The organism is Actinoallomurus sp. NPDC052274 (genome assembly GCF_040679475.1).
Classification (GTDB): Bacteria; Actinomycetota; Actinomycetes; order Streptosporangiales; family Streptosporangiaceae; genus Actinoallomurus; species Actinoallomurus liliacearum.
This window is the reverse complement of the sequence record NZ_JBFAUT010000001.1, coordinates 120441-145470: the sequence shown is the minus strand read 5'-3', so window position 1 is coordinate 145470 and position 25030 is coordinate 120441. Positions and strand designations below refer to the sequence as shown.

Genomic DNA, 25030 nt, shown 5'->3' with positions numbered 1-25030 from the left:
ACCGTGACCACCTCCCCCAGCCTGTCGTCCATCAGTGAAGCCGCGCGGGAACCGATGCCGCTCGCCGAGGTGGACCTCGCCGACCCGGACAACTTCCTCGACGGCGTGACCCCCTGGCGGATGTTCCACACGCTGCGCCATCAGGACCCGGTGCACTGGCAGCCCGAGCCGGAACCCAACCACGGTTTCTGGGCCGTCACCCGCCACGCCGACATCGCCCGCGTCGACCGGGACGCCGAGACCTTCACCTCCACGAAGTTCGTCAACCTCGAAGAGGTCGACGACGACCAGATCAAGAAGCGCGCCTCCATCCTGGAGCTGGACGGCGTCCGCCACCGCGCCCTGCGCAGCCTCCTCCAGCGGCAGTTCGGGGCGCGCACCATCAACGGCTACGGCGACTTCCTGCGCGGCCTGACCGCCAGGACCCTGGACGCCGCCCTGGCCAAGGGGACCTTCGACTTCGTCAAGGACGTGTCCGCGGACTTCCCCATCAACGTCCTCGCCCGCCTGCTCGACGTCCCGGAGGAGGACAACAGGCAGCTCATCGAGTGGGGCAACCGCATCATCGGCAACACCGACCCCGACTACGCCGACGTGCTCCTGGACAGTGAGGAGAGCGAGAAGTACCGCGACCTGCCCTTCCGCTCCCCCGCGTCGCTGGAGGTCTTCGCCTACGGCCGTGAGCTGGCCCGGCAGCGCCGCGGCAAGGACGGCACGGACCTGATCTCCCGGCTCGTCAACGAGACCCCGCGCGACGGCGTTCCGCTGTCCCCGCAGGACTTCGACAACTACTTCCTGCTGCTCGTCGTCGCCGGCAACGAGACGACCCGGCACACCATCAGCCACTCCATGCTGGCCCTCATCCAGCACCCCGAACAGCTCGCCCGCCTGCAGGAGGACCCCTCCCTCATCCCGACCGCCGTCGAGGAGTTCCTGCGCTGGGCCTCCCCCGTCTACCACTTCCGCCGCACCGCCACCCGCGACGTCGAGCTCGGCGGCAGGCAGGTCAAGGAGGGCGACAAGGTCGTCATGTGGTTCGCCTCCGGCAACCGCGACGAGGAGGTCTTCGGCAACCCTTACGACTTCGACGTCGCCCGCCACCCCAACGACCACGTGACCTTCGGCAAGGGCAGCCCCCACCTCTGCCTGGGCAACCTGCTGGCCCGCACCGAGATCCGCATCATGTTCGAGGAGCTCATCCCCCGCATCGCGAGCGTCCGCCTGGCCGGCGAGGTGCCCCGCGTCCGGTCCAACTTCGTCAACGGCATCAAGAGGCTCCCCGTCGAGGTGACCCTCGCCTGATGTCGTCCCGATGGCGCCGGGCGGAAGGCTACTCGGGAGGCAGCACGTCCGCTCCGTAGCGCCGCCCGCAGAAGGCCCGGAGCCGGTCCGCGATGCGCGCCAGCACGTCGCTCGCGTGATGGTCCGGGTCCCAGGCGGCGTGCAGGGTGATCCGCAATGGTCCGCGCGCGCTCTCGACGCGCAGGCCGTGCAGCCCGAACCGCGGGTCGTCGGAGACCACGGCGACCCCGCGGCCCGCCGCCGCCAGCGCCTGCGCGACCTGGGCGTTGCCGCACTCGACGAGGTCGGGCGCCGGCAGGCCGTCGGCCGCCAGCGCCTCCTCCAGGATCTGACGCGGCCGCAGGGACCGGTCGAGGACCACCAGCGGCTCGCCGAGCAGTTCGTCGAGGCCGACGGACCCGCGTCCCGCCCACCGGTGGTCCGCCGGCACGTAGGCCCAGACCGGCAGGACCGCCAGCGCCCGCCGTCGCCACGACGGGTGCGGCGCCTTCGTCACGATGGCCAGGTCGGCGCCGTGGTGCAGTGCCGTCGTCCCGGTCGTCTCGATGACCGTGGGAAGCGGATCCCGCGGGCCGAACGTCGCCAGGAACGGGGCGATCACGTCGGTCAGCGTCGTCGTGGGGGTCGCGATCGTCAGGTGCACGAGCCGCCCGGCGGCGAACGCCTCCGCCGCCGACAGCGCGTCGTCCGCGCGGCGCAGCACGTCACGGGCGACCGGCAGGAACTGGCGGCCGGCGGCGGTCAGCCCCAGCCGGCCGCCCCGCCGATCGAACAACGTGAGCTTCAGCTCGCGCTCGAGTTGCCGGATCTGCCGCGACAGCGCGGGCTGGGTCACCCGTACGACGTCCGCGGCCGCGCTCACCGACCCCCGCTCGGCCACCGCCACGAAGTAGCGCAGAGTCCGCAGCTCCATGCCAGCGAGTATGCCTCATCGGCATGGACTCATGAAAGAACAGGCACTGGACGGCATACGGCGCGCGCTCCGACCATGGACGCATGACGCTTTCGACCGCATTGGCCCAGGTCCGTCACCTGGAGACCGAGATCCCGGGACCGCGCTCCCGTGACCTCATGGCACGCAAGCAGGAGGCCGTCGCGCGCGGAGTCGGCACGACCATGCCGGTGTTCGCCGTACGCGCCGGCGGTGGTGTGGTCGAGGACGTCGATGGGAACGTCCTGATCGACCTCGGCTCCGGCATCGCGGTGACCACGGTCGGCGCGAGCGCCCCCCGCGTCGTCGACGCGGTGCGCGAACAGGCCGAGGCGTTCACCCACACCTGTTTCATGGTGACCCCGTACGAGGGCTACGTCGCGGTCGCCGAGCGGCTCAACCGGCTCACCCCGGGCACCCACACGAAGCGCTCGGTGCTGTTCAACTCCGGCGCGGAGGCCGTCGAGAACGCGATCAAGATCGCCCGCGTCGCGACGGGACGCCAGGCCGTCGTCGCCTTCGACCACGCCTATCACGGCCGCACGAACCTCACGATGGCGCTCACCGCCAAGTCCATGCCGTACAAGCAGGGCTTCGGCCCCTTCGCGCCCGAGGTCTACCGCGCGCCGCTGTCCTACCCGTACCGCGACGGCCTGGACGGACCCGCCGCGGCCCGCCGCGCCATCGACGTGATCGAGAAGCAGGTCGGCACGCCCGCCGCCCTCGTGATCGAGCCGATCCAGGGCGAGGGCGGGTTCATCGTCCCGGCCCCGGGGTTCCTGCCGGCGCTGGCCGACTGGTGCCGCGCGAACGGCGTCGTGTTCATCGCCGACGAGGTGCAGAGCGGATTCGCCCGCACCGGCGCCTTCTTCGCGAGCGAGCACGAAGACCTCGTCCCCGACCTCGTCGTCAGTGCGAAGGGCATCGCCGGCGGCCTGCCCCTGTCGGCCGTCACCGGCCGTGCCGAGATCATGGACGCCGTGCACGCGGGCGGCCTGGGCGGCACCTACGGCGGCAACCCGCTCGCCTGCGCCGCCGCGCTCGCGGTCATCGAGACCATCGAATCCGAGGGGCTCGTCGACCGCGCGCAGAAGATCGAGATGCTGATGAAGGACCGGCTGCTCCGTCTCCAGAAGGACGATCCCCGCATCGGAGACGTACGCGGCCGGGGCGCGATGCTCGCGGTCGAGCTCGTGCGCCCCGGTGGGGACGAACCCGACCCCGACCTCGCCCGCGCGGTCTCGGCCGCCGCCCACCGGCAGGGCGTGATCGTGCTGACTTGCGGCACCTACGGCAATGTGCTGCGCTTCCTGCCGCCCCTGTCCATCAGTGATGAGCTGCTCGAAGACGCGGTCGAGGTGCTGACCCGCGCCTTCGCCGAGAGCTGAGAAAGGTCGCCATGAAAGAGTTCGACGTCGAGGATCCGGCGACCGGTCGCGTCATCGCCACGGTCGCCGACGGCGGCCCCGCCGAGGCCACCGCCGCCGTCGACGCGGCCGCCGCGGCGGCCCGGGAATGGGCGCGTACGCCGGCACGCCGCCGCTCGGAGATCCTGCACCGCGCGTTCGACCTGATGATGCGCGACCAGGAGGAACTGGCCGGCCTCATCGTCTCGGAGAACGGCAAGTCGGCGGCCGACGCCAGGGGCGAGGTCGCCTACGCGGCCGAGTTCTTCCGCTGGTACGCCGAAGAGGCCGTGCGTCCCGCCGGCGGCTACGGCCCGTCCCCGGCGGGCGGCACCCGTACGGTGGTGACGCAGCGCCCGGTCGGCATCGCCGCGCTCGTGACCCCCTGGAACTTCCCCGCGGCGATGGCCACCCGCAAGATCGGGCCGGCGCTGGCGGCGGGCTGCACCGTCGTCCTCAAACCCGCCGCCGAGACGCCGCTGACCGCCCTCGCGATCGGGCGCCTGCTCTCCGAGGCCGGTGTCCCCGACGGCGTGGTGAACGTCGTGACCACCACCGACGCCGCCGCGGTCGTGACGACCTGGCTCGAGGACCCCCGCGTGCGCAAGCTCTCCTTCACGGGTTCGACGCAGGTCGGGCGCGTGCTGCTGCACCAGGCGGCCGACCGGGTGGTGAACGCCTCGATGGAGCTCGGCGGCAACGCGCCGTTCGTGGTGACCGCGGACGCCGACGTCGACGCCGCCGTCTCCGGCGCGATGGTCGCGAAGTTCCGTAACGGCGGGCAGGCCTGCACCGCGGCCAACCGGTTCTACGTCCATGCCGACGTGGCCGAGGAGTTCCTGACCCGGCTGGGCGAGCGGGTCGCGGCGCTGAAGGTCGGACCGTCCTCGGACCCGCGGACGGAGATCGGCCCGCTGATCAGCGCCAAGGCCGTCGACGGCGTCACGGCGCTCGTCGAGTCCGCGCTCGCCGTCGGCGCACGGGTCGTGGCGCGCGCCGAGCCTCCCGCCGAGGACAAGGGCCACTTCTTCCCGCCGATGCTGCTCGCCGACGTTCCCGCCGACGCCGAGATCGTCCAGCAGGAGATCTTCGGCCCCGTCGCGCCCGTGGTGACCTGGGACGACGAGGAGGAACTGCTGCGGATGGTCAACGAGTCCGAGATGGGCCTGGCCGCCTATGTCTACGCCGGTGACCTGCGGCACGCCGTACGGCTCGGTGAGGCGTTCGACGCGGGCATGGTCGGCGTCAACCGCGGCCTCGTCTCCGATCCGTCCGCGCCGTTCGGCGGCGTCAAACAGAGCGGCCTCGGCCGCGAGGGCGCCCGCGACGGCCTGCGGGAGTTCACCGAGACGCAGTACATGTCGGTCGACTGGCCCGACGCCTGACCCCGGACCGCGCCGGCCACGGTCGGCGCGGTCGATCCTGCCCGCCGAGCAGGCGAAGCCATCCCGAGCACGATCTGACCGACGGCGACGAGATCCGCATCGGGGAGACCGTCTTCCGTGTCGCGATCGACGCTCGCGCCCGGGACGGCGGAACCCGCCGACGCCCTGTGTGACCGGGACGTGGACGACGAGGTCGGGGAACGCGCCGGAGAGTACGTGTGCGCGCTTTCTCCGATCAGCGGCTACGGTTTGCGCGCGACGCCGCAGAACTCGTCCACCTCGCGCTGCTCGATGGCGCCCGGGTCCGGGCGCCATCGCGTACAGGAGACCAGTCCCGGCTCCAGCAGGTGAAGACCGTCGAAGAACCGGGCGATCTCGGCACCGCTGCGTAGGGTCATCGGCGGGCTCACGGCCTTGTTCCGCAGCCGTACGACCTCCTCGGTCGCCTCACCGTAGACCTCGCTGGTGCTGTGCGCGATGACCAGGAAGCTGCCCGAGGGCGCGGCGTCCATCAGGTGGTTCACGACCGCGTATGCCTTCGCGGTATCGGGAACGTAGATCAGCACGCCCAGCAGCATGATCGCCACCGGCCGGTCGAAGTCCAGCGTGCGCGCGGCCCCGCGCAAGATCTCCTCCGGCTCGCGCAGGTCCGTGTCGAGATAATCGGTGGCGCCCTCCGGCGTGCCGACGAGCACGGCGCGGGCATGCGACAGGACCAGCGGGTCGTTGTCGGCATAGACGATGCGCGCCTCGGGTGCGAGCGCCTGCGCGACCTGGTGGGTGTTGTCGGCGGTGGGCAGGCCGGTCCCGATGTCCAGGAACTGGCGGATGCCCTCCTCGACGACGAGGTGCCGTACGGCGCGCCCGAGGAAGGCGCGGTCGGCGCGGGCGAGGCGGACGATGTCCGGATACATCTGCGCCATCCGGTCCCCGACCTCACGGTCGACAGCGAAGTTGTCCTTACCGCCGAGCCAGTAGTTCCAGATCCGGGGAGCGTGCGGAACCGAGCTGTTGATCTTTGCCGACACGGGGTTCCCGCCCGCCGAACCGTCGTCATCCGGAGCCAGGGCGTCCCTCATCGGTCCATACCTCTCGGCTCGTCCTTCTCACGCCCGGCGCCGGCGTGGCGCGCATCCGCGTTGTATCCGTGGCCAGCGTCCCACCCGGCCGTCGTACGATCCACGGTTCCCGATCATTCCACGTGGCGCGGGATCCGTGCCTCGCCCTGAGGTATCCAGCCGCCAGGCCTGCCACGGGAAACGGCGCCTGCCACGGGAAACGGCGACCACTCTTCATCGTTGGCGCAGCCAAAGAACCTGTGCGCCATTGGTGGCAGCACGCCCAGCACACGACCACCGACCTTCTGGTGGACGTCGACGGTGACCAGGCGGCCGCCTCGGCGAACTCGCTCGTGTACCACTACCGCGACGGCCGGGCACCCCACTTCACCGGCGGCCTGCGACTGGCCGGCACCGCAGTGCGGACGCCGGCGGGCCGGCGCCTCCGCGAAGTGCGGATCACGCCCGCCTGGACCCGCGAGAACTGAGCTCTTTCCGGGAGGCCATGGACGCCGGCCCGCGCCGTCGTTGGACTCAGCTCGTGGCAGGGACGTCGGTCATGCGCGCGTCGTAGCCGGTTTCGGGGTTGACGACGCGGCCGGCGGCCCACCAGTTCTCGCGGGCTGTTTCGAAGACCGCGATCATGACGTCCTCTTCGGGAACGTCGGCGAACAACCGGAGGTTGTCGACGATCGCTCGGAACAGTTCGTTCTTCTGCTCGGCTGTGCGCTGGTTGAAGGACAACTGGATGAACATGGTGCGCTCGCTGCGCGGCAGGCCGAACACGATCGGCTGCATGTGGAAGTTGTCGGGCGTGACCTCGTGGAAAACGTGGAACTGGTCGTCCTCGGGGATCTTCAGGACATCGACCATGGCCTTGTGGAGGGCGGCGGAGACGTTGCGGCGATACTCGGGGGTGGTTCCCTGGCGCAGGTAGACGTTGATCAGCGGCATTGTCGTTCCCTATCTGATGTGTTTTCGGAGTTGGGGTCAGGTGGCGGGTGCCGCAGTGCGGTGCCGGCCGTCCAACCCTGCAGTTCCGTTGGTGACGTGCTCGTTCATGCCCTTCACGCTAGGAGTCCCATAGCCATTCCGCCAGCGAATGCTCCGCATAGTGGATATGCTGATTACTCATGGACTTCACGGTGGTCGGGCTTCGGGTGCTGCGCGAGGTGGCCGAGCGGGGCACCTTCACTGCCGCCGCCCAGGCGCTGGGCTACACCCAATCGGCCATCTCCCGGCAGGTGGCCGGCCTGGAGCAGGCCACCGGTGTCCGGCTGTTCGACCGCTATCCAGGCGGCGTGCGACTGACCACCGCGGGCCGGACTCTGCTGCACCACGCCGTGACCGCGCTGGACGCGTTGGACGCGGTCGACCGGGAACTGCGCGGCGCGGAAGACGACACCGGCCATGTACGGCTCGGCTTCTTCCCCACCGCCGGGGCGGTCCTCGTGGCCCGCGCCCTGGCGACCCTGCGCCGGCAACGCCCCCGCATCCAGGTCACCACCCGGGAGGCAAGCACCCCATCGCTGGTTCGGGCACTGCGCGCCGGCACTCTCGACCTCGCCCTGCTGTCCTCCCGGCCACCGCACCGCTCACCCGACACCGACGATCCGCCCCTGCATACCGAGCCGCTGCTAGAAGACCGACTGGTCCTGGCGGTGCCGGCCGGCGGCCGGTTCGCTGACCGCGCCAGCGTCACCGCCCAGCACATCGCCGGCGAGACGTGGATCGCCAGCCCGGCCAGCACCGACGAGCCCCGGCTCGGCATCTGGCCGGGACTGCCCGGACGGCCCCGCATCCACCACGCCACCCGCGACTGGCTGACCAAACTGCACCTGGTCGCAGCCGGAACCGGCGTCACCACCGTCCCCGCCACACTGCTGTCCGCGATCCCGCCCGGAGTCCGCCTCATCACCATCGAGGACCTTCCCGAGGAACGACGCCGCGTCAGCCTCGTTCGCCTGCCGGGCCCCACCACGCCGCCGGCAGACGCACTCGTCCACGTCCTCCGCCAACACGCCGCCGACCTGGCCGAATACGACCACCCGCCTACCGGACCAGCGGGCCGGTAACAGCCGCCGGCGCTGGTCGAACAGATCCGGGTCATCCACGCCGCTCATGACGGGACGTACGGGTCGCCGCGTATCGCGGTCGAACTGCGCGATACCGGCCAGAGGGTGAACCACAAGCGCATCGAACGGGTCATGCGGATCTTCGGGATCACCGGGGTGCACCTGCGCCGCAAGGTCCGCACCACGGTGCCCGAGCCGTCGCACCAAGCGGTGCCGGATCTGATCAAGCGGGACTTCACCGCTGCGGCGCCGAACCAGCGGTACGTCGGCGACATCACCTATCTCCCGGTCGGTGACGGGCGGTTCCTCTACCTGGCCACCGTGATCGACCTGTGCTCGCGTCGCCTGGCCGGCTGGTCGATCGCCGATCACATGCGCACCGAGCTGGTGATCGACGCGTTGGATGCCGCGGCCCGCATTCGGGGCGGGCGGCTGGACGGCGTGGTCTTTCACTCCGATCACGGGGCGCAATACACCTCGGCCGACTTCGCCGCCGCGTGCGGGCGGCTCGGCGTCCTCCAGTCGATGGGCGCGGTGGGCACCAGCGCCGACAACGCCGCCGCCGAGGCCTTCAACGCCAGCCTGAAACGAGAGACCCTGCAAGGCCGGAAATGCTGGTCAACGGCCCGCGAGGCGCGACTGGCGGTGTTTCGGTGGGTCACGCGATACAACACGACCCGCCGGCACTCCGCCCTTGGCCAGATCAGCCCGATCGACTACGAACGACTGTCCTATACGGTGACACAAGCCGCATAACAGCCGGTGTCCACACTTCGGGGGGAACCCCCGATCCTGCAGATGGTCGATCGGGCGATACAGGTCGGGTACATGGCGGCGTTGAAGGACATCCAAAACGGAACCTTCGACGACGACATCCTGCAGTGGCGCCCGGACCTCGCCGAGGACTGACCGCGGTGGGCTGGTCTTGAGACGAACGAAGGGGCAGCAGTCCGAGACTGTTGCCCCTTCGTTCGTACGGCGATCCGTCGCACCGCGGTGGTGTCGCCGGCGTGCGACGAAAGCCGCGTCAGGCGTCCACGTCGGCCTCGGCGGCGGCGACCACCCGATCGGTGAGCGTGCGCAGCCGGTCGGCGGCCTGGCGGAGCCGGTCGGCTTCGGCAGTCAGTTCTTCGTGGGCCGGATTGTCGTAGCCGGTGTATCCGGCGACCTCACGAAGCTGTCCGGCCAGGCCGGTGGTTCAGCAGCCACGAAGCCAGACCGCATTCGACCATTGGTTAAATTCGTGCCCGGCGATGTTGGCCTGGTAGAGATCGGCGACGTACCAGTGGTTACCGCGTGCGCACTTCGCGGAGACCGTCCTGCCGGTGAACTTGCTCCAGTAGGTACCGCCATGTGCGACCTGCCTGTACTCGCCGTTGCTGTATCGGTACAGATAGATAACTGACCATCCGGCCCAGTGGCAGGTGTTCCACCCGTAGGTGGACGCCTGGCCGGCACCCGACCACGGCCGGTCCACACCGGAGGAGCAACGCATGGCCGTGACCGCCGACGGGGTCTCCGCCGGAGCGGCACTCGTGACGCGCGGTGCCGGCAGTTCAGCGGCGTCGGCGGTTCCGGCGAATGTTGGGCCGATGCCGATGCCGATCGTGACACCGCTGGCCACAAGCGTCGCCGTGAAGAGAGCGATGCGCTTTTGGGTGGTGTTCATGGTGGAGATACCTTTCCTTTCGTGATGGCGGCCTCACGCCGTGGCACTTGTGGCGTTTTTGGGATTGGTAGTACGCGACTTCAGGTCGACTGAACTCGCGCTGGCGGGACTTTCAACAACCCCGCCTAGGACGGCCAGTGCTATAGCGATTGTGAGACACATCTTGGTTGCCCTGCTGGGCATAGATCCCTCTCCTTCAGCTACTTGGTGGCAGCGGGCTGTGCGCCCGCCTCGTGTCGAACTCGCCGGCCCCTGATCCACCGGGGAAGTCGAGTTTCCGGTTCAAGCGCTATTTCTAAGCGAGCTGATCCATGCCTGTCCCGTGCCCAAGTGCAGGGACCTGGCTGCGGGGGCGCAGGTGCGCACTACCGCGCAGGTGCGCGCCTGTACGTCCGGGGGGAGCCGGTGGAGTATGTGTGGCGTGAGCAGTACGCAGACGTTGAAGCAGCAGCTTCCCCCTCCCTACAATCAGGATCTCTCGCAGGTGTTGCGCCGGCTGGACCGGCGCACTCCGTTCAGCCGTAACAGGCTCGCTAATGATCCGGTGACCGCCGCCTACCTGGCAGCGGGCATGCGTCTGATCGAGCGCTACCTCGGTCCAGCAGCTCAACGGGCATACAGCGACCCGGAAGACCCGAACTCCCTCGAACGCCCGACACTGAGTTTTCTCTCGCAGCGCGCGGTGGCCGCCGAGGTCGCCAACAATCCCGACCCGTTTCCCCAGATCGGCACCGTCTCGACGCTGAGGTCCACCTGGAAGTCTCACTCGGACTTCATCGCCGATCTTCTGCGATTCGGCCTGTGGACGGGCTATCACGAGAATCATTGCGTCACCACAGAATGCATCGACGTCATCGAACAAATCATCGACGGACCACACTTCGTCCGCGCCGTTCACCGTCTGAGCTACTGGGACCTGACAACCCTGATCGACAGACCGAGGTTCCGGCTCGAACTCATCGCTACCGCAGCAGCCGAGGGTGATGAGGTGATCCAGAACGCCATGGCCGAGAACTATCAGGAGCTCCTGGCGCAATGGAAAGAGGTCTTCGCGGAAACACTTTCGGCCCGGGGCCTGCGCCTACGCGGCGGGGTCACCTTGGACGACCTCGTCAGCATCATGGCGGCCGTGACCGAAGGAATCGCCTTCAGAGCTCTGGCAGACCCGCATTCCGGCGTCATCGACCACGCCAGACAGCGCTCGCTGCTCGGCACGGCATCCCTGGCGTTGATCCGAGGATGCGTCGAACGAACCGACGACACCGACGGGCTCAGTCTCGAACAGGCCGTCACCGCGATGATCTATGACCTTCCGAACCTCACGGCAGAGTATGAGCAGTGCACCGACCCCGCTCCTGTGAATACACGGCCGCCAGCATCGGAACGAAAAGTCACGCCCACGTCAGCCGGGACAACCAGCTAACGAGACTTTTCGTTCCGATGCTGGTCGACCCCCGAGGTAGCGCGGATCCGGGGCAATCATCACGTCTTACGTCACGCGGACGGACGCACGGTCGTCGTGCCGGTGCATCCCGGCCGCGACGTGCCGCCGGGCACGCTACGCGGCGTGCTGCGCATCATCGACATGACCGTCGACGAGTTGAACGACCTGCTCTGAGGGGCGGTAGCGGGTAGCGGCGTCGGCTTCCCGCGCTCGGCGCCGCCCGTACGACCGCCGGCAGGCCACACCGTGGGCGTCAGCAGTCGACCAGTTCGGGTTTCTGGTTGAGGATCTGGGCGCGGGCGGTGATGAACTGCCGGTACGCGCGGTCGGCGCCGGCGCCAGGTCAGATCTCTGTGCATCTCCTCGTAGTCAGGTGGGCAGCCGAAGGTACGGAGCGACGCTGCGAAGCTTCTCGCGCGTCTCCTCGTACTCTCGCTCAGGAGTGGATTGCCGCATCACCCCCGCTCCCGCGCGCAGCCACGTCGCGTCGCCGTGCCGGAAAATGGTGCGCAACACGAGCGCGGCATCAAGGGCGCCATGGGTGTCCGCGGTCAGCACGGCTCCCCCGTAGAGGCCGCGGGTTCCGGACTCGTGCCGGGTGAGGGCGGCGAGTGCGGCGGCTTTGGGGACGCCGGTGGCGGTGATGGCCGGGAAGAGCACGCCGAACGCCGACCATGGCCCGACGCCGTCACGTAGGTGTCCCGCGACCCTGGAGGCCAGGTGCTGCACCGAGCCGCGTTCTTTCACGGTCATGAACTCCTCGACCGCGACGGAGCCGGGCCGGCAGATCGCTTGCAGTTCTTCGCAGGCCAGCCGTACGGAGATGGCGTGCTCGTGCACCTCCTTGGAATCCGCGAGGAGTTCGGCGCGCAGCCGCCGATCGTGATCGGGGCCGAGACCCAACGCCCTGGTGCCGGCGAGCGGCTGGGTGGACACGCGGCCGTCCGATTCTATCTGCGCGACGGTCTCCGGGCTGAATCCGGCTGCCCGCCAGCCGCCCAGGTCGAGGAGGAACGACCTCGCCGGAGTGTTGCCTCGGCGGCCGGCGAGGTAGGAGGCCGGCAGATCCGGACGTATCCCGTCGGGCAGCGGGATGGCGCGGGAGAGGACGGCCTTGTCGATCCGTCCGGCCTCGATGTCGGCGATCGTGTCCGACACGCCCTTCATGTAGGCGTCGCCGCCCTTGCCCAGGACGGCTTCGACATCGTCCACCGGACGTGTGCGGGCGAGCGGATCGGCCTGCGGCACGCTGCGGAGCAACGGGGCGACCTTGGCGGTCCACGTGTCGTCGACCGCGCGCAGTTCGGCCTTCCCGGGGGTGAGGACGGCTTCCACACAGGGCACGAGCAAGTGGAGCAGTGGTTGCGTACCCGCGTACGGCCGGTCGCCGTGCAGTAGATGGGCGAGCTCGAAGGCGGCCCAGCCGAAGACCCGCCGTCCGTCGGGATGGACATGGCCGAGGGCCGTGAGCGCCGCAGCGATCTGGTCGAGCGGATCGCCATCGGTCGCGACGGTCCATTCCCGTCCGGCGACACGGGCGGTGACCGATGCCGTATCCGCGGTGAGGGTGACCGCCGCCCCTGCGGCGAAGTGCCAGACTTCGTCGCGCTCGTAGATGACGTACTGGTCGCCGAGCCCGGCGGACAGGTGCACGGCGGTGCGGGCCGGATCGTCGGGTGCGTCGAGAACCTCCTCGTGACGTACGGCGGGAACCTGATGTGCCCAGTCCTGCCAGGGCGCTGCGGCCTGGTCGGTCATTGTCAGCCTCTTTCCGGAACATGATCTTGCTGAAGAGACCGGCTCTGCCGGCCGGGCGTCTTCACCGGGCAGCCAGGCGCCAGCCTTCGGCGCGCGTGCGCTCCCGCCAGAAGTCCGAATAGGTGCCACCGGCGTCGACGAGTTCGCTGTGCGTGCCCTGCTCACTGATCCGGCCGCCCTCCAAGACCAGGATCTGGTCCGCGGCCAGCACGGTCCGTAGCCGATGCGCGATGACCAGAAGCGACCTCTCCACCGCCAGCTCGGCGATCGCCGATTCCAGGATCGCTTCGTTCTCGGGGTCGAGAGCGGCGGTCGCCTCGTCGAGGACCAGGATCGGAGCGTCCTTCAGGAGCGCACGGGCGATGGAGATGCGCTGGCGCTGGCCGCCGGACAACGCGGTTCCGCGCTCACCGACACGGGTCGCCCAGCCGAGTTCGGCTGCTCGCATGCCGGTGAACCAGCCGACCGGGAGGTCCAGGGCTTTGTCGGCCAGCCGCCGGTGCAGGACTCGGGAGATACGTGAGCCGACGGTGAACCCCTGGCTCAGGCACAGGGCCTGGACCACGGCGTAGCCGAGCGAGCAGCCCGCGAAGGCCACGAGCCAGGGCCAGGCATGTCCGGGTCCCCGGCTGAGAAGCGTCCGCAGGAGCGGCACGAGCAGGGCGAAGGCCACGCCCTGCAGGACGGCGGCGCCGACCATCAGCGCGAGCAGACGCTTGAGAGGGCCGGAGCCCTCCCGTCCCAGGACGTGGAACAGGTGGCGGATCATCGGTGCGTGCCCTTCGGGGTGAGGTCCGGACGGCTCGTGTCGCGCGAGGCGGTCGGCGCGGTGAGGTCGACGGAGGCGTCCAGGCCTTGGGAGTGCCACATGCGCGCGTAGCGCCCCGCGGCGGCCAGGAGTTCCTCATGGCGGCCCTGCTCGGCGATCCGCCCGCCGTCCAGGACGACGATGCGGTCTGCGGAGCGGACGGTCGCCAGCCGGTGCGCGATGACCAGCAACGTACGGCCGAAGGCGAGAGATGACAGGGCGTCCTGGATCAGCGACTCCGACCGCGGATCCGCGAACGCCGTGGCTTCGTCCAGGACGACGATCGGTGTGTCGGCGAGCAACGCCCGGGCGATGGACAGGCGCTGGGCCTCACCGCCGGACAGCACGACGTCGGTACCGACGACCGTGGCGTATCCCTTCGGCAGCGCGGTGATCCGGTCGTGGATCTGCGCCGCGCGTGCGGCCCGCTCCACCTCTTCATCGGTGGCCTCCGGGCGGCCCAGCCGCACGTTGTCGGCGACGGTGGCCCGCAGCAGCCGCACGTCCTGGAGGACGAAACCGACGTGACGGTACAGATCCGCGGCCGGGATCGCCCGTACGTCGGCCTCGCCGATGGTGACCGTACCGGCGGTGACGTCGTGGAAGCGGAGCAGCAGCGCGGCCAGCGTCGACTTACCGGACCCGGACGGTCCCACCAGAGCGGTGACCGTTCCCGGCTCCAGGTCCAGATCGATGTCCTTCAGCACATTGGTGCTTCCGTCGTAGGAGAACGACACTCCGCGCATCGACACCCGAGCATCGGCGGGGGCCGCGGGGACGGCCGGCTCCGGCAGCACCGGGGCGTCGAGCAGAGCGGTGATCCGGGCGGCCGCCGCCTGACCGGTCCGGATCTGCTGCATGCGAGCGCCGATCAGTCCCATCGGCGCGCTGACGACCGGGCCGAGGAGCACGAAGGGCACCAGGTCGACGACGGGCGTCCATCCGGCCCCGGCGAAGACGACCCCGGCCGTCACCAGGACGAGCAGCACGACCACTGGGGTGACCACGAGCAAGGCAGCGGTCGATGGGATCAGCGTGGCGCGTACCCAGCCGGTGAAGAAGTCCGAGAAACCATCGGTCGCCGCCAGGAACCGGGCGTGCGCTCTCCGGCCGCGGCCGGACCAGATGCGCCCAATGCCGCGCGTCGCGCTGGTGCTCCTCGCCCAGGGCGACGACGCGGCCACCTGCCGACAAAGGTGCGAACAGATCGTAGGTGGCCATGTCGAAGTCGAGCGGGGCCAGAGCCAGCGTGCCGTCGTCCGGCCCGATGCCGAACAGGTCGCCCACCGCGTCGATGGTGTTCACGACCGCGCGGTGCGGCACCTCGACGCCTTTGGGCCGGCCGGTGGAACCCGAGGTGAAGAGCAGATAGGCCGGGCACTCGGGCGCGGGACGGACGACCGTCGCCGGCTGCTCGAACCGGGCCTCAGCCAGGCGGAGTACCGTCACCCCCGGGAGCCGTCCGGTCAGATCTACGTGCGCGTCGTCGGTGAGCACGATGGTGGCTCCGGCGGTGCGGTGAATGTCGGCCCGTCGGACGGGAGGCTGCTCCGTGCCCACAGGCACGTAGGCGGCGCCGACGGCGAGCACGCCGAGGACCGCGGTGATCTGGTCGGCGCCCCTGGGCAGGGTGACGGCGACCGCGTCTCCTTGGTGTACGCCATGGCGGTGCAGCAGTGCCGCGACCCTTCGGGCGTCCAGGGCGAGTTGTCCGTAGCTCAGCTCCGTACCGTCCTCGCGGATCACCGCCACGCGCTCCGGGTGACGTTCGGCCATGTCGAAGAAGCGCGTGTGCAGCGCATCGCGTGAGGCGGGCGCGGGCGGGAGCGCGGCGCGCGTACGCCGGGCGAGTTGCTCGGCGGGCAGCAGCGCTCCGACCGGACGTAGCCAGGCGGCGTCCGTGCGGACCAGGTCGGTCACCAGACGCCGGTAGGCGGCGAAAGCGTCGGTCAGCGCTCCGGGAGCGAACACGCCCTCGCGAACGTCCCAGTTGAGCAGCAGGCCACCGTCGAGTTCGGTGACCTGGGCGTCCAGGGCGACCTGGGGCCCTTGAGAGATGATCCACACCGGACGGCCGAAGCACGCCTGGACCTCTGACTCGTAGATCTCGCCGAGGCCGATGGCGCTGGTGTAGACGACGGGCGCGAGCACCGGGCCGCCTCGGTGCCGGGCGAGGTCCCGGAGCACCTCGACGCCCCCGTACGCTCCGTGGGCGACGGCCGCCCGCAGGCGCGCCTGGAGCTGCCGGGCCTGCTCGACGACCGGCAGGTCGGCGCGCAGGTCCGCGTCCAGCATGATCGAGCTGCTGAAGTCGCCGACCAACTGCGCGACGTCGGATGTGATCATCTCCCGGTCGAAGAGCGGAAGGTTGAGCAGGAATCGCTGGGTGCCGCTCCATGCCGCGACGACTTCGGCGAAGGCGGTGGCAAGGAGCGCGGCCGGCGTGATGCCGTGGCGGCGGGAACGCTCGATCAGGGCCGCCTTGGCCTCCGGGTCGAGCCAATGGTGCAGGCGTCCGGTGCGGGTGAGCGCGGTGTCGGCCGCCGAGACGGGTCGCAGCAGGTCCACCGTGGTGGGCAGCTGGGGCGGCCCAGGAAGATCGGGTATCCGCTCGTGCCACCAGCGCGCGGACTCCTCACGCTCGGGTTGGCGGCGGCGGGCGCGCTCGGCCAGGTAGCGGCGGTAGCTCAGGCCGATCGGAGGCAGCGGTTCGCCCGGCTCTTCGTACAGCCAGCGCAGGTCCGACAGCAGGTTGCGCAGGCTGAGCGCGTCGCCGGCGATCATGTCCAGGTCCAGGTGCAGGCGTGTCCTGCCCTCGGGCAGCAGGGACAGCGCGACCCGGATCACCTCGCCCGTGGCGACGTTCATCCGGGCGTGGGTGTATCGCTCACGCAGGTCGTCCAGCACCGCGTCGACTTCTTCGGCGGACCGGTCGCGCAGGTCATGGACGGTCAGGCGGGGACCGGTGGCCACGTGATGCTGGCGGCCCTCGTCGTCGATGCGCACCCGCAACATGCCGTGGCGGGCCGTCAGAGCCTCCAGCGCCTCCCCGAGCCGCCGGGGATCCAGGTCGTGGCCGTCGAGTTCGGTGTAGAAGTGCGCGGCGACGCCGCCGAGCGGCTGACCGTCCTGCCGGCCGACCCAGTAGGCGTGCTGCATCGTCGCCAACGGGTACGGCGCGTCCTCCTCGTCAGGCCTCGCGGACACCGGTGCCGGCCGGTGCGGCGGGACGGGCGACACCGGCTCCGTGCCCGTGCTCTTGGAGATCAGGGCGACCCAGGTGTCCAGGACCGGATCCTCGGAGAGGTCCTGGAAGCTCACCGACCAGCCGCGGCGGCGCCAGGCACTGACCAGCGACATCAACCGCAACGAGTCGAGGCCGACTTCGAACAGGTCGCGCCCGTCGTCGACCTCGTCGACGGGGATCTCCAACGCCCGGGCCACGTCCTCGCGCACCTCACGGGCCGTCGGGACGGACGGGCGTGCGACCGGCGGCCCACCGGCCGGAATCCTGGACGGCGGACTCGTCGCCGACGCTGCGTCCTCCGAGATCGATCCACCACCGAGCTGTTCATCGCGCACGGACACAGATCCCCTTCCGTCGTACTCCTCGGTGCTTCGCAGGGCCGGACCGGCGGAGGCCTCCGACCGCGGCGGCCGGGTGGCAGGCGTCAGCCGCCGGCTCCTGTCCGCGCCAGGACCGCGTCGTCCGTTGGCGGGATGTCACACTTATCGGTAACGATTATCATTAACGTCGATCAGTATGCACATGATCCAGTCCCGCGCCAACCCCCGGCACCGGCCGGAGGCGACGCCGAGAGGAAGCCGTTGTCGTGAAAGCTCATCCGACGTGGTCCGACACCGATGCCGAGCGGTACCGGCGGGCCGGGTACTGGAGTGGCCGGACGTTCGGCTCGTACCTGCGCTCGTGGGCCGAGGCGCGACCGGAACGCGTCGCCCTGGTCGACGGGGACCGCAGTTGGACCTACGCCGAACTCGACACGGCGGCCGATCGCTTGGCCCTGGGATTCCGGCGGCTGGGCATCGAGCGCGGGGACCGGGTTGTGGTCCAACTGCCCAACCGGGCCGAGTTCGTGCTGGCCTGGTTCGGCCTCCAGCGCATCGGCGCGGTGCCCGTGCACGCGATGCCAGGGCACCGCCGGACCGAGATCGAACACATGGTGCGGGTCAGCGATGCGGCGGCGTACATCATCCCAGGCCGGCACGCCCGCTTCGACTACCGCGAACTCGCCCGGGAACTGGTCGACGACATGGCGAAGGAGACGGCGGGCGCGCCGCTGCGCCATGTGGTGGTCTGCGGCGATCCGGGCGCCCATCGCGACTTCACCCGGCTGGAGGACCTGTACGACCGCACCGCTCCGCCGTCCACCGGACCGACCAGCGGCTCGACCCCACGGCATGCCGACGGGGACGGTGCGGAGTCCTCAGACCTGGCGCTGCTTCTGCTGTCGGGCGGTACGACCGGCCTACCCAAGCTGGTCCAGCGGACCCACGACGACTACGCCTACAACGCACGGGCCGCGGCGGACATCTGCACCCTGGACGAAGACTCGGTCTACCTGGCAGTTCTCCCCATCGCGTTCAACTTCACGCTCGCCTGCCCCGGCGTGCTGGGCACGCTCATGTCCGGCGGTACGGTCGTCGCCTGCCCCGACCCGAGCCCGCAGACCGCTCTCCGCCTCATCGACGAGAGGCGCGTGACCATCACGTCACTGAGCCCACCGCTGGTTCCGTACTGGCTGGACGAGGCGGAGCACGGCCACTACCGGCTCGACAGCCTGCGGATACTCCAGGTCGGTGGGGCCAGGCTCGCCGACGAGATGGCCCGCAGGATCGGGCCCGCGCTCGGCGCCCAGGTCCAGCAGGTGTTCGGCATGGCCGAAGGCCTGATCAACCTCACCCGCCTCGACGACCCCGAAGACCTGATATGCACGACACAGGGCCGGCCGATCTCCCCGGATGACGAAATCCTCATCGTGGACGCGGATGGCCGACCGGTGACCGACGGCGAACCCGGGGAACTGCTCACCCGCGGCCCCTATACGCCGCGCGGCTACTACCGGGCCGAGGCACACAACCGGATCGCCTTCACCGCGGATGGCTTCTACCGCACCGGGGACCTCGTCCGCCGGACGCCGTCGGGAAACCTGGAAGTCGTCGGACGGATCAAGGACCAGATCAACCGTGGCGGAGAGAAGATCGCCGCCACCGAGGTGGAGGAGCACCTCCTCACCCATCCGGCCGTCACCGCAGCGGCGTTGGTCGGCGCCCCGGACGCCCAATGGGGCGAACGGCCGGTGGCCTTCCTGGTCTGCCAGGGCCAGGCGCCCAGCACTCGGGAACTGGCCTCTTTCCTGAAACAGCGCGGACTGGCTGCCTACAAGACCCCCGACGACGTGATCGCAGTCGACCGACTACCGCTGACAGCGGTCGGCAAGATCGACAAGAACGCCTTGCTCCAGCGGTTGCCCCGGCTCTGAGCGAATGGTGACCGACCACGAGGACGCGGACGTTGACGGTGCGGCCTCCTCAGAGGACGACGAAGGTGAGGCCGCGTTGTTTCAGCGCGGGGATGACCGTCCGCAGCGCCCGGATCGTCTCCGAACGGTCGCCGCCGCCGTCGTGGCAGAGCAGGATGTCGCCCGCCTGGGCGCGCAGCAGCCGGTCTGTGATCGTCGTGGTGCCGGGGCGTGCCCAGTCGCGTGGGTCGACCTGCCAGTCGATGCAGATCATGGAATGCTCGGCGGCGACGTCGAGGATCCGCTGCGACCAGGCGCCGCCCGGGGAACGGAAGAACTTCGGCGCGACTCCGGAGATCTGGGCGATCCGGTCGTGGCCACCGCCGATCTCCTCACGGACCCGGGCGTCCGTGAGCGCGGGGAGGTTCAACGGGTGCGTCACCGTGTGGTCGGACACCTGATGTCCGGCCGCAACGATCCGCCGGACCAGCCGCGGGTATTCGGTGACCTGCACGCCGATGAGTGAGAACGTCGCCGGAACGTCCAGTTCGGCCAGCAGGTCCAGCATCATCGGTGTCCACTCCGGATGCGGGCCGTCGTCGATGGTCAACGCCACCGCGTTGGGCGGCGCCGCCGGTTGGAGATCGTGCAGGCTGTGGATCGGCCGGCGCAGCGCCTGCAGCGGCCGTCCGTGGGCATAGCCGGCCCCCACCTCCATTCAGCTAGGACTCTCGGGTCAATTGAGAAGTTCGGATCCTGGTTCGCGGTCTCGGTCCCTGAAACGGGCGCGGAGGTGAGGGAGGACCTCGGCGCCGAGCCGGGCGATGTTCTCCCGGGTCCGGCGCGGGGATCCGGCGCCCTCCACCATGAGGATCAGGTGGCGGTCCCAGTGCGCTCCACCGTCGCCGCCATGGTCTCCACGCAGTCTTCGGCGGTGCCGACCGGGTGGATGCGGCACAGCAGTTCGGCGTACGCGTCCGGGTCGCGCGGGGTGTGGGGCCGGTCGTCGACCGGCACGTACCCGGCCAGCCCCGGCCGCAGCCAGCGTGGCAGCTCCGCGCGTAGTAGTCCCTGTGCCTCGGCCCGGGTGTCGGCGACGTAGGCCATGACGGCGGCCACGTGCTCCGCGCGTGTGTTCGGGGCCGTGGCGGTGTACGCGTCGACCATCCGCCGCCTGCCCTCGTCGTCGATGTGCATGCCGAGCAGCATCGGCAGGCCGCGTTCGGCGGCCAGCGCGGCGGTGCCGGCCGAGGTGCAGGCGACCACGACCGGCGGGGACGGGCGGGTGCGCGGGCGCGGCACCATTGGCACCTCGCGGAAGCCGAAGGTCGGCCCGGTCGCCGAAAGCCGGGGACGGGTCAGTCCGGCCAGCAGCAGATCGAGGCTCTCGGCGAAACCGGACTCGTACCGCGTGAGCCCGGTCCCGAACACCTCAAGGTCCACCCACGGGCCGCCCCGCCCGACCCCGAGCCGGAACCGGCCACCGGACACCTGGTCCAACAGCGCGGTCTGCTCTGCGAGTGCGACCGGGTGGGCGGTGGACAACACGCTCACTGCCGTCCCGACCGCGATCCGTTCCGTACGGCCCAGGACATAGGACGCGAGCGTGACCGCCGACGGACAGGTGCCGTACGACATGAAGTGATGCTCGGCGAACCACACGTCGTCGAACCCCGCCTGCTCGGCGGCGACGGCCGCCTCGACCGTGGCGGTCAGCACTTCACCGTCGCTCTGACCGGGGAACTGCGCCGCCAGTAGGAACGCACCCACCCGCATTCCCATACTCTGCCGGAAATCGGCGCGGCTGGGGACAGATGGGCTAGCGATGTTCGATGTTCAGTGCTCGTCCCAATGATCTCCGTGGGCGGCATGCCGGCATCCATCATGGACATAGTCGATGTGATCGCCGTGCGGCACGCTCACATGTCCGCAGCCCTCACCGTGCCGATGTGGATGGTCATCATGCTGGAGATGGCCGGTGGGTTCGCATTCGTCGACGTGTCCGTCGTGCGGTCGGTGCAGATGCCCGTCGTGGGCATAGTCGACATGGTCGCCGTGCGGCACGGCGACATGCCCGCATCCCTGCCCGTGGGCATGGGTGTGGCCGGTGTGCTGTCGGTGCTCTGTCATCGCTGTCATCAGTAGATACCCCCTCGGTCTCCTCCTTTCCCGGTGGTGACCCCGGTGAAGAGTGCCGACTGCGCGGGTGCCCGTACGGCAGGCGGGGATCACCGCGTCATTCGTAGGGGTCGGCGGGTCGGGCGATGCGCTCCAGGCCGGTGGCCGTGAGCTGAGGAAAGGCGATGTCGTCGATGCTCGCCCAGAGCGGCGACCAGGTGCCGGTGACCCGTATCCACGTGCCGGTGGGCGGTGCGGGCGTGTTCTTGATGATGACGCGCATCGGGACGGCGTCGGCCGCACAGCAGGTCATACGCAGGCGGATCAGCATCCACTGGTTCCGGCCGGCCGGGCGGGCGAATCCGGTCAGGATGACCTGGCGCCCGGTCAGGGTGTCGTGACCGGCCTTGGCCTGGAACGCACGGGCGGTGAACTCGGTCAGCGAGATTCGCGTAGGGCCGTCGGCGGACAACGCCGCCAGGGCAGGTCCGGCTTGCGGTCGTGGGGCCTGGTCGACGGCGCGTTCGGCGGTGAAGGAGCCCAGGGCCGTCGGCGCGATCATGGCGATCACCAGTGGCGGGAGAAAGAGCAGCCAGGTGGCTCGTGGCCCGTGATCGTGGTCGTGCTCGTCGCCCTGCCTGTCGGATGTCGCGGGGGCGGTGCGGCGCCAGGTGATGGCGATGCCGAGTCCGCCGAGCGCGCACAGGACGGCTCCGGTGGCGATCAGCGGGATCCGGAAGCCGGGGCGGACGTAGTTGAGGTACTCGCGGCCGGCCAGGGTGATCCACAGCAGTGTCCCGCCGACCGCCAGTAGGACGACGTTCTGGGCGGCCTTTCTCACAGCAGGACCCGGCCGATGAGGGCGCTCGCGACGATCGCCAGGGCGAAGGTCATAGGGACGAACCGGGCTGCGAAGCGCGGTCCGAAGGTGCCGGCCTGCAACGCGATGAGTTTGAGGTCCACCATCGGGCCGACGACGAGGAAGGCCAGCTTGGCCGTTGCGGAGAACTGGGTCAGGCTCGTGGCGACGAACGCGTCGGCCTCCGAGCAGATCGACATCACCACGGCCAGTGCCGCGAGCACGGCGACCGACAGCCACGGAACGCCTGCCACGGCCGCGGTCCAGGCCGGGGGCACCGTGACGTTGAGGGTCGCCGCGATCGCCGCGCCGGCGACCAGCAGGCCGCCGGTGTGCAGCAGGTCGTGCCGCAGCGCCGCGGCGAATCCCGGCCATCGCGCCCCGTGGGCGGCGCGCGGGCGGGAGGGGATCCGCAGCCATTCGGTGCGGCCGAACCGCAGCCACAGCCACCCGGCCGCCACCGAGACCAGCAAGGACGCCGCGAAGCGGGCGGCGACCATCTGCGGATGCCCGCGGAAGGCCACGGCCGTGGCCACGAGCACCACGGGGTTGATGGCCGGGGACGACAGCAGGAAGGCCAGCGCGGCGGCGGGCGTGATGCCACGGGCCATCAGACCGCCCGCGACCGGGACCGAGGCGCACTCGCATCCCGGCAGTACGGCGCCGGCCGCACCGGCGACCGGCACCGCGAGGAGAGCGCGACGCGGCAACGCTCGCCGCCAGAACGCCTCGGGCACCAACGTCGAGATCGCGGCGGAGACGGTGGCGCCGAAGGCCAGGAACGGCAACGCCTGCACACAGATCGCCACGAAGACGGTCGCCCACCCCTGCACCCTGGCCTCGCGCAGGTGCGGGGCGGCCAGCACTCTGCCCGCCGCCAGCACACCGGCCACCGCGACGACACCGAGCAGCGCGCGGGGCCCTGCGGCCATCGGTGGTCGTCGGCCCCACTCGGCGGGCGGGAGTTCCGCGTCCTCCTCCCATGCCGCCTCGACGGCCCGCCACCTGGGCGCACTCGGCATCGTGCCAGACCTCCGGCCCTGTGCCCCCCGTTATCGGACGGCCGGCAGCGCCGCCGTCATGGCCTCGGGGCCGAGGACGAATCCCGGGTCGATCTGAGCCTTCAGATCCTCGCCGGTCGCCGAATTCGCCCAGGCGTCGGCGTTCTTGAGATGGAACTCGATCGCCTGGCGAGTGAACTTCGGCCAGTCCTTCGGTCGGGCGTCGACCGCCTCTCGCATGGCGGCGAGCATCCGTCGGTCGGGGTCCGCGAGGTCGGTCAGGGTGAAGGGCCGGCCCTGTTCCATCGCGCGGACGGCGCTGGAGTCCCCCACGCAGCCGAGCAACGCGTCACCGACCTGCTCACGCAGGAAGGCGACGTCCTCGGGGCCGTGGACCTTGTTGCCGATGACCTTGAGGGCCACGTCGTAGTCGGCGGCGTAGTCGGTCCACTGCCGGTAGACGCTCACCCCCTTACGAGTGGGCTCGGCGACCAGGAACGTCAGGTCGAACCGGGTGAACATGCCGGACGCGAATGATTCGGCCCCGGCCGTACAGTCGACGACGACGTACTCCCCGGGCTCGTCCACCAGATGGTTGAGGTAGAGCTCGACCGCCCCGGTCTTGGAGTGGCCGAGATCGTCGTCGGTGAACGGACCGGTGACCATGAGCCGGGCCCCGGACGCCTCCACCGTCAGACGTTCGTGGATCGGATCGTCACCACCGATGCGCAGGAGCCGGGAGCCGTAGCCGGGCGGGGTGGTCTTGACCATCGCCGCGGCGGAGGAGATCCGCGGATTGGCCCCACGCAGGTATTCCTTGATCTCGGGCAGGCGCTCTCCCATCGCCGGGATCGCGGCGGCCTCGAACTCATCCAGCCCGAGCGCCACCCCCAGATGCTGGTTGATATCGGCGTCGACGGCCACCACCGGAGCACCGGAAGCCGCCAGATACCGGACGAACAGCGATGACAGCGTCGTCTTTCCGCTTCCGCCCTTACCGACGAACGCGATCTTCATGAATCCCTCTCGTACTCATGCCAGCCGGAGTGGCACTGAGTGAACAGATGCGCACTGAATGTTACATCGATATCGGTGACGCAACGCGCTGGCGCACATGGAGAGCTTATCGGAATCGAAAACCGTTTTCAGTGGTTTTCCGGTAACGCCTACGCCACCGCAAGCCCCCCGGAAGGCGAGATGGGCGCGACGGCACTTCCATCATCGCCCGGTCACGGGAAGGGGGTCAGCGGCGCTCGCCCGCACAGTCGGGGCACAGGCCGAAGATCTCCACGGTGTGGTCGACGTCGGTGAAGCCCGCCTCGGTCGCGACGCGTTCGGCCCAGCGCTCGACCGCACGTCCTTCGACCTCGACGCTACGCCCGCACGATCGGCAGGTGACGTGATGGTGGTGGGCGCTGGTCTCGCAGCGACGGTAGAGCGTCTCGCCGGTCTCGTCGCGGAGGGTGTCGACGGCGCCGTCCTCGCTGAGGACCTGGAGATGACGGTAGACCGTGGTCAGCCCGATGCGCTCACCCCGGCGGCGCAACTCGGCATGGATGTCCTGAGCGCTGCTGAATCCCGGCAGGTCCGCCAGGACGTGGCTCAACGCCTCGGCCTGCCGTGTGCCTCGCACGCGGGTTCCCCGGCCGGCGGAGGTCTGCCGCGCGGGTCGGGCGGTCGAGTGCGAGGTCATGGTCGGTGCTCCGGCCGGTCGAGGTCTGGTCATCGGTCGCCTC

The 25030-nt window shown here is 70.0% G+C and carries 23 protein-coding genes and 3 pseudogenes; 11 read left to right on the top strand and 15 right to left on the bottom strand.

From position 1 onward, the window contains the following. Window positions 1-3 precede the first annotated feature (3 nt). Window positions 4-1302, top strand: coding sequence for a cytochrome P450 (locus tag AB0K82_RS00755; RefSeq protein WP_364391072.1), 1299 nt, complete (start codon window positions 4-6; stop codon window positions 1300-1302). Window positions 1303-1330: 28 nt separating this feature from the next. Here the strand turns inward: AB0K82_RS00755 and AB0K82_RS00750 are convergent, their stop codons facing one another. After that, window positions 1331-2215: a LysR family transcriptional regulator gene (locus AB0K82_RS00750; RefSeq protein WP_364391071.1), complete on the bottom strand. Its 885-nt coding sequence runs from the start codon at window positions 2213-2215 to the stop codon at window positions 1331-1333. Between the two features lie 83 nt (window positions 2216-2298). Between AB0K82_RS00750 and gabT the strand changes: the two genes are divergently transcribed. Both gabT and AB0K82_RS00740 read left to right on the top strand, forming a co-directional pair. Continuing rightward, window positions 2299-3621 (top strand): 4-aminobutyrate--2-oxoglutarate transaminase, encoded by a 1323-nt coding sequence (gabT, locus tag AB0K82_RS00745; protein ID WP_364391069.1) that lies wholly within the window; start codon window positions 2299-2301, stop codon window positions 3619-3621. 11 nt (window positions 3622-3632) lie between these two features. Next, on the top strand, window positions 3633-5024 hold the full coding sequence (locus AB0K82_RS00740; RefSeq protein WP_364391067.1) for an NAD-dependent succinate-semialdehyde dehydrogenase: 1392 nt from the start codon (window positions 3633-3635) through the stop codon (window positions 5022-5024). A gap of 242 nt (window positions 5025-5266) precedes the next feature. On the opposite strand, the gene AB0K82_RS00735 is transcribed toward AB0K82_RS00740, so the two are convergent. Beyond that, the gene (locus tag AB0K82_RS00735) at window positions 5267-6103 is read right to left on the bottom strand and encodes an SAM-dependent methyltransferase (protein ID WP_364391065.1); all 837 of its coding nucleotides are present in this window, start codon (window positions 6101-6103) and stop codon (window positions 5267-5269) included. 239 nt (window positions 6104-6342) lie between these two features. On the opposite strand from AB0K82_RS00735, the gene AB0K82_RS00730 reads away from it, so the two are divergent. Continuing rightward, the gene (locus AB0K82_RS00730; RefSeq protein WP_364391064.1) at window positions 6343-6570 is read left to right on the top strand and encodes a nuclear transport factor 2 family protein; all 228 of its coding nucleotides are present in this window, start codon (window positions 6343-6345) and stop codon (window positions 6568-6570) included. Window positions 6571-6616: 46 nt separating this feature from the next. On the opposite strand, the gene AB0K82_RS00725 is transcribed toward AB0K82_RS00730, so the two are convergent. Beyond that, entirely contained in the window at window positions 6617-7036 is a 420-nt protein-coding gene (locus AB0K82_RS00725; RefSeq protein ID WP_364391061.1) for a tautomerase family protein, read from the bottom strand. Window positions 7037-7215: 179 nt separating this feature from the next. Between AB0K82_RS00725 and AB0K82_RS00720 the strand changes: the two genes are divergently transcribed. The 3 genes and pseudogenes from AB0K82_RS00720 to AB0K82_RS00710 all read left to right on the top strand — a co-directional run bounded on the left by AB0K82_RS00720 (window position 7216) and on the right by AB0K82_RS00710 (window position 9066). Then, window positions 7216-8157, top strand: coding sequence for a LysR family transcriptional regulator (locus AB0K82_RS00720; protein WP_364391059.1), 942 nt, complete (start codon window positions 7216-7218; stop codon window positions 8155-8157). A 12-nt stretch (window positions 8158-8169) separates the two neighbouring features. Continuing rightward, window positions 8170-8913 (top strand): annotated as a pseudogene (locus tag AB0K82_RS00715) (IS3 family transposase); the annotation flags it as partial. A gap of 6 nt (window positions 8914-8919) precedes the next feature. Further along, window positions 8920-9066, top strand: coding sequence for a hypothetical protein (locus AB0K82_RS00710; protein WP_364391057.1), 147 nt, complete (start codon window positions 8920-8922; stop codon window positions 9064-9066). A 289-nt stretch (window positions 9067-9355) separates the two neighbouring features. Here AB0K82_RS00710 and AB0K82_RS00705 read toward each other — a convergent pair whose 3' ends face one another. Continuing rightward, entirely contained in the window at window positions 9356-9826 is a 471-nt protein-coding gene (locus AB0K82_RS00705) for a hypothetical protein (RefSeq protein WP_364391055.1), read from the bottom strand. Window positions 9827-10247: 421 nt separating this feature from the next. On the opposite strand from AB0K82_RS00705, the gene AB0K82_RS00700 reads away from it, so the two are divergent. Together AB0K82_RS00700 and AB0K82_RS00695 are read left to right on the top strand one after the other, a co-directional pair. Next, window positions 10248-11249 (top strand): hypothetical protein, encoded by a 1002-nt coding sequence (locus AB0K82_RS00700; protein ID WP_364391052.1) that lies wholly within the window; start codon window positions 10248-10250, stop codon window positions 11247-11249. A 45-nt stretch (window positions 11250-11294) separates the two neighbouring features. Next, window positions 11295-11444 carry a type II toxin-antitoxin system HicA family toxin gene (locus AB0K82_RS00695; RefSeq protein ID WP_364391496.1) on the top strand — a complete coding sequence of 50 codons (150 nt, stop codon included), beginning with the start codon at window positions 11295-11297 and terminating at the stop codon, window positions 11442-11444. Between the two features lie 79 nt (window positions 11445-11523). Here AB0K82_RS00695 and AB0K82_RS00690 read toward each other — a convergent pair. The 5 genes and pseudogenes from AB0K82_RS00690 to AB0K82_RS00670 all read right to left on the bottom strand — a co-directional run. Further along, a pseudogene (locus AB0K82_RS00690) lies at window positions 11524-11592 on the bottom strand (hypothetical protein); the annotation flags it as partial. Between the two features lie 47 nt (window positions 11593-11639). Next, on the bottom strand, window positions 11640-13028 hold the full coding sequence (locus tag AB0K82_RS00685) for a salicylate synthase (RefSeq protein ID WP_364391050.1): 1389 nt from the start codon (window positions 13026-13028) through the stop codon (window positions 11640-11642). Between the two features lie 61 nt (window positions 13029-13089). Next, window positions 13090-13458, bottom strand: a pseudogene (locus AB0K82_RS00680) (ATP-binding cassette domain-containing protein); the annotation flags it as partial. Between the two features lie 335 nt (window positions 13459-13793). Beyond that, on the bottom strand, window positions 13794-14543 hold the full coding sequence (locus tag AB0K82_RS00675) for an ATP-binding cassette domain-containing protein (RefSeq protein WP_364391048.1): 750 nt from the start codon (window positions 14541-14543) through the stop codon (window positions 13794-13796). Further along, window positions 14470-17292 carry an AMP-binding protein gene (locus AB0K82_RS00670; RefSeq protein WP_364391046.1) on the bottom strand — a complete coding sequence of 941 codons (2823 nt, stop codon included), beginning with the start codon at window positions 17290-17292 and terminating at the stop codon, window positions 14470-14472. Before AB0K82_RS00670 ends, AB0K82_RS00675 begins: the two co-directional genes overlap by 74 nt. Before the next feature lie 377 nt (window positions 17293-17669). Between AB0K82_RS00670 and AB0K82_RS00665 the strand changes: the two genes are divergently transcribed. After that, window positions 17670-19337 (top strand): (2,3-dihydroxybenzoyl)adenylate synthase, encoded by a 1668-nt coding sequence (locus tag AB0K82_RS00665; protein ID WP_364391044.1) that lies wholly within the window; start codon window positions 17670-17672, stop codon window positions 19335-19337. Window positions 19338-19386: 49 nt separating this feature from the next. On the opposite strand, the gene AB0K82_RS00660 is transcribed toward AB0K82_RS00665, so the two are convergent. Further along, window positions 19387-20034: a polysaccharide deacetylase family protein gene (locus tag AB0K82_RS00660; protein ID WP_364391042.1), complete on the bottom strand. Its 648-nt coding sequence runs from the start codon at window positions 20032-20034 to the stop codon at window positions 19387-19389. Between the two features lie 155 nt (window positions 20035-20189). Then, window positions 20190-21092 (bottom strand): LLM class flavin-dependent oxidoreductase, encoded by a 903-nt coding sequence (locus AB0K82_RS00655; protein ID WP_364391040.1) that lies wholly within the window; start codon window positions 21090-21092, stop codon window positions 20190-20192. 84 nt (window positions 21093-21176) lie between these two features. Here AB0K82_RS00655 and AB0K82_RS00650 point away from each other — a divergent pair, with 84 nt between their 5' ends. Beyond that, window positions 21177-21461 (top strand): hypothetical protein, encoded by a 285-nt coding sequence (locus AB0K82_RS00650; RefSeq protein ID WP_364391038.1) that lies wholly within the window; start codon window positions 21177-21179, stop codon window positions 21459-21461. A gap of 91 nt (window positions 21462-21552) precedes the next feature. Here AB0K82_RS00650 and AB0K82_RS00645 read toward each other — a convergent pair whose 3' ends face one another. The 4 genes from AB0K82_RS00645 to AB0K82_RS00630 form a co-directional block, all read right to left on the bottom strand. Then, window positions 21553-22275, bottom strand: a complete 723-nt coding sequence (locus AB0K82_RS00645; RefSeq protein WP_364391036.1) for a TIGR03943 family protein — start codon at window positions 22273-22275, stop codon at window positions 21553-21555. Beyond that, window positions 22272-23315: a permease gene (locus tag AB0K82_RS00640; protein ID WP_364391034.1), complete on the bottom strand. Its 1044-nt coding sequence runs from the start codon at window positions 23313-23315 to the stop codon at window positions 22272-22274. Before AB0K82_RS00640 ends, AB0K82_RS00645 begins: the two co-directional genes overlap by 4 nt. 30 nt (window positions 23316-23345) lie before the next feature. Continuing rightward, complete coding sequence (locus AB0K82_RS00635; protein ID WP_364391032.1) at window positions 23346-24311, bottom strand: ATP-binding protein; 966 nt, start codon at window positions 24309-24311, stop codon at window positions 23346-23348. 226 nt (window positions 24312-24537) lie between these two features. After that, complete coding sequence (locus AB0K82_RS00630; protein WP_364391029.1) at window positions 24538-24927, bottom strand: Fur family transcriptional regulator; 390 nt, start codon at window positions 24925-24927, stop codon at window positions 24538-24540. Between the last annotated feature and the right edge of the window lie 103 nt (window positions 24928-25030).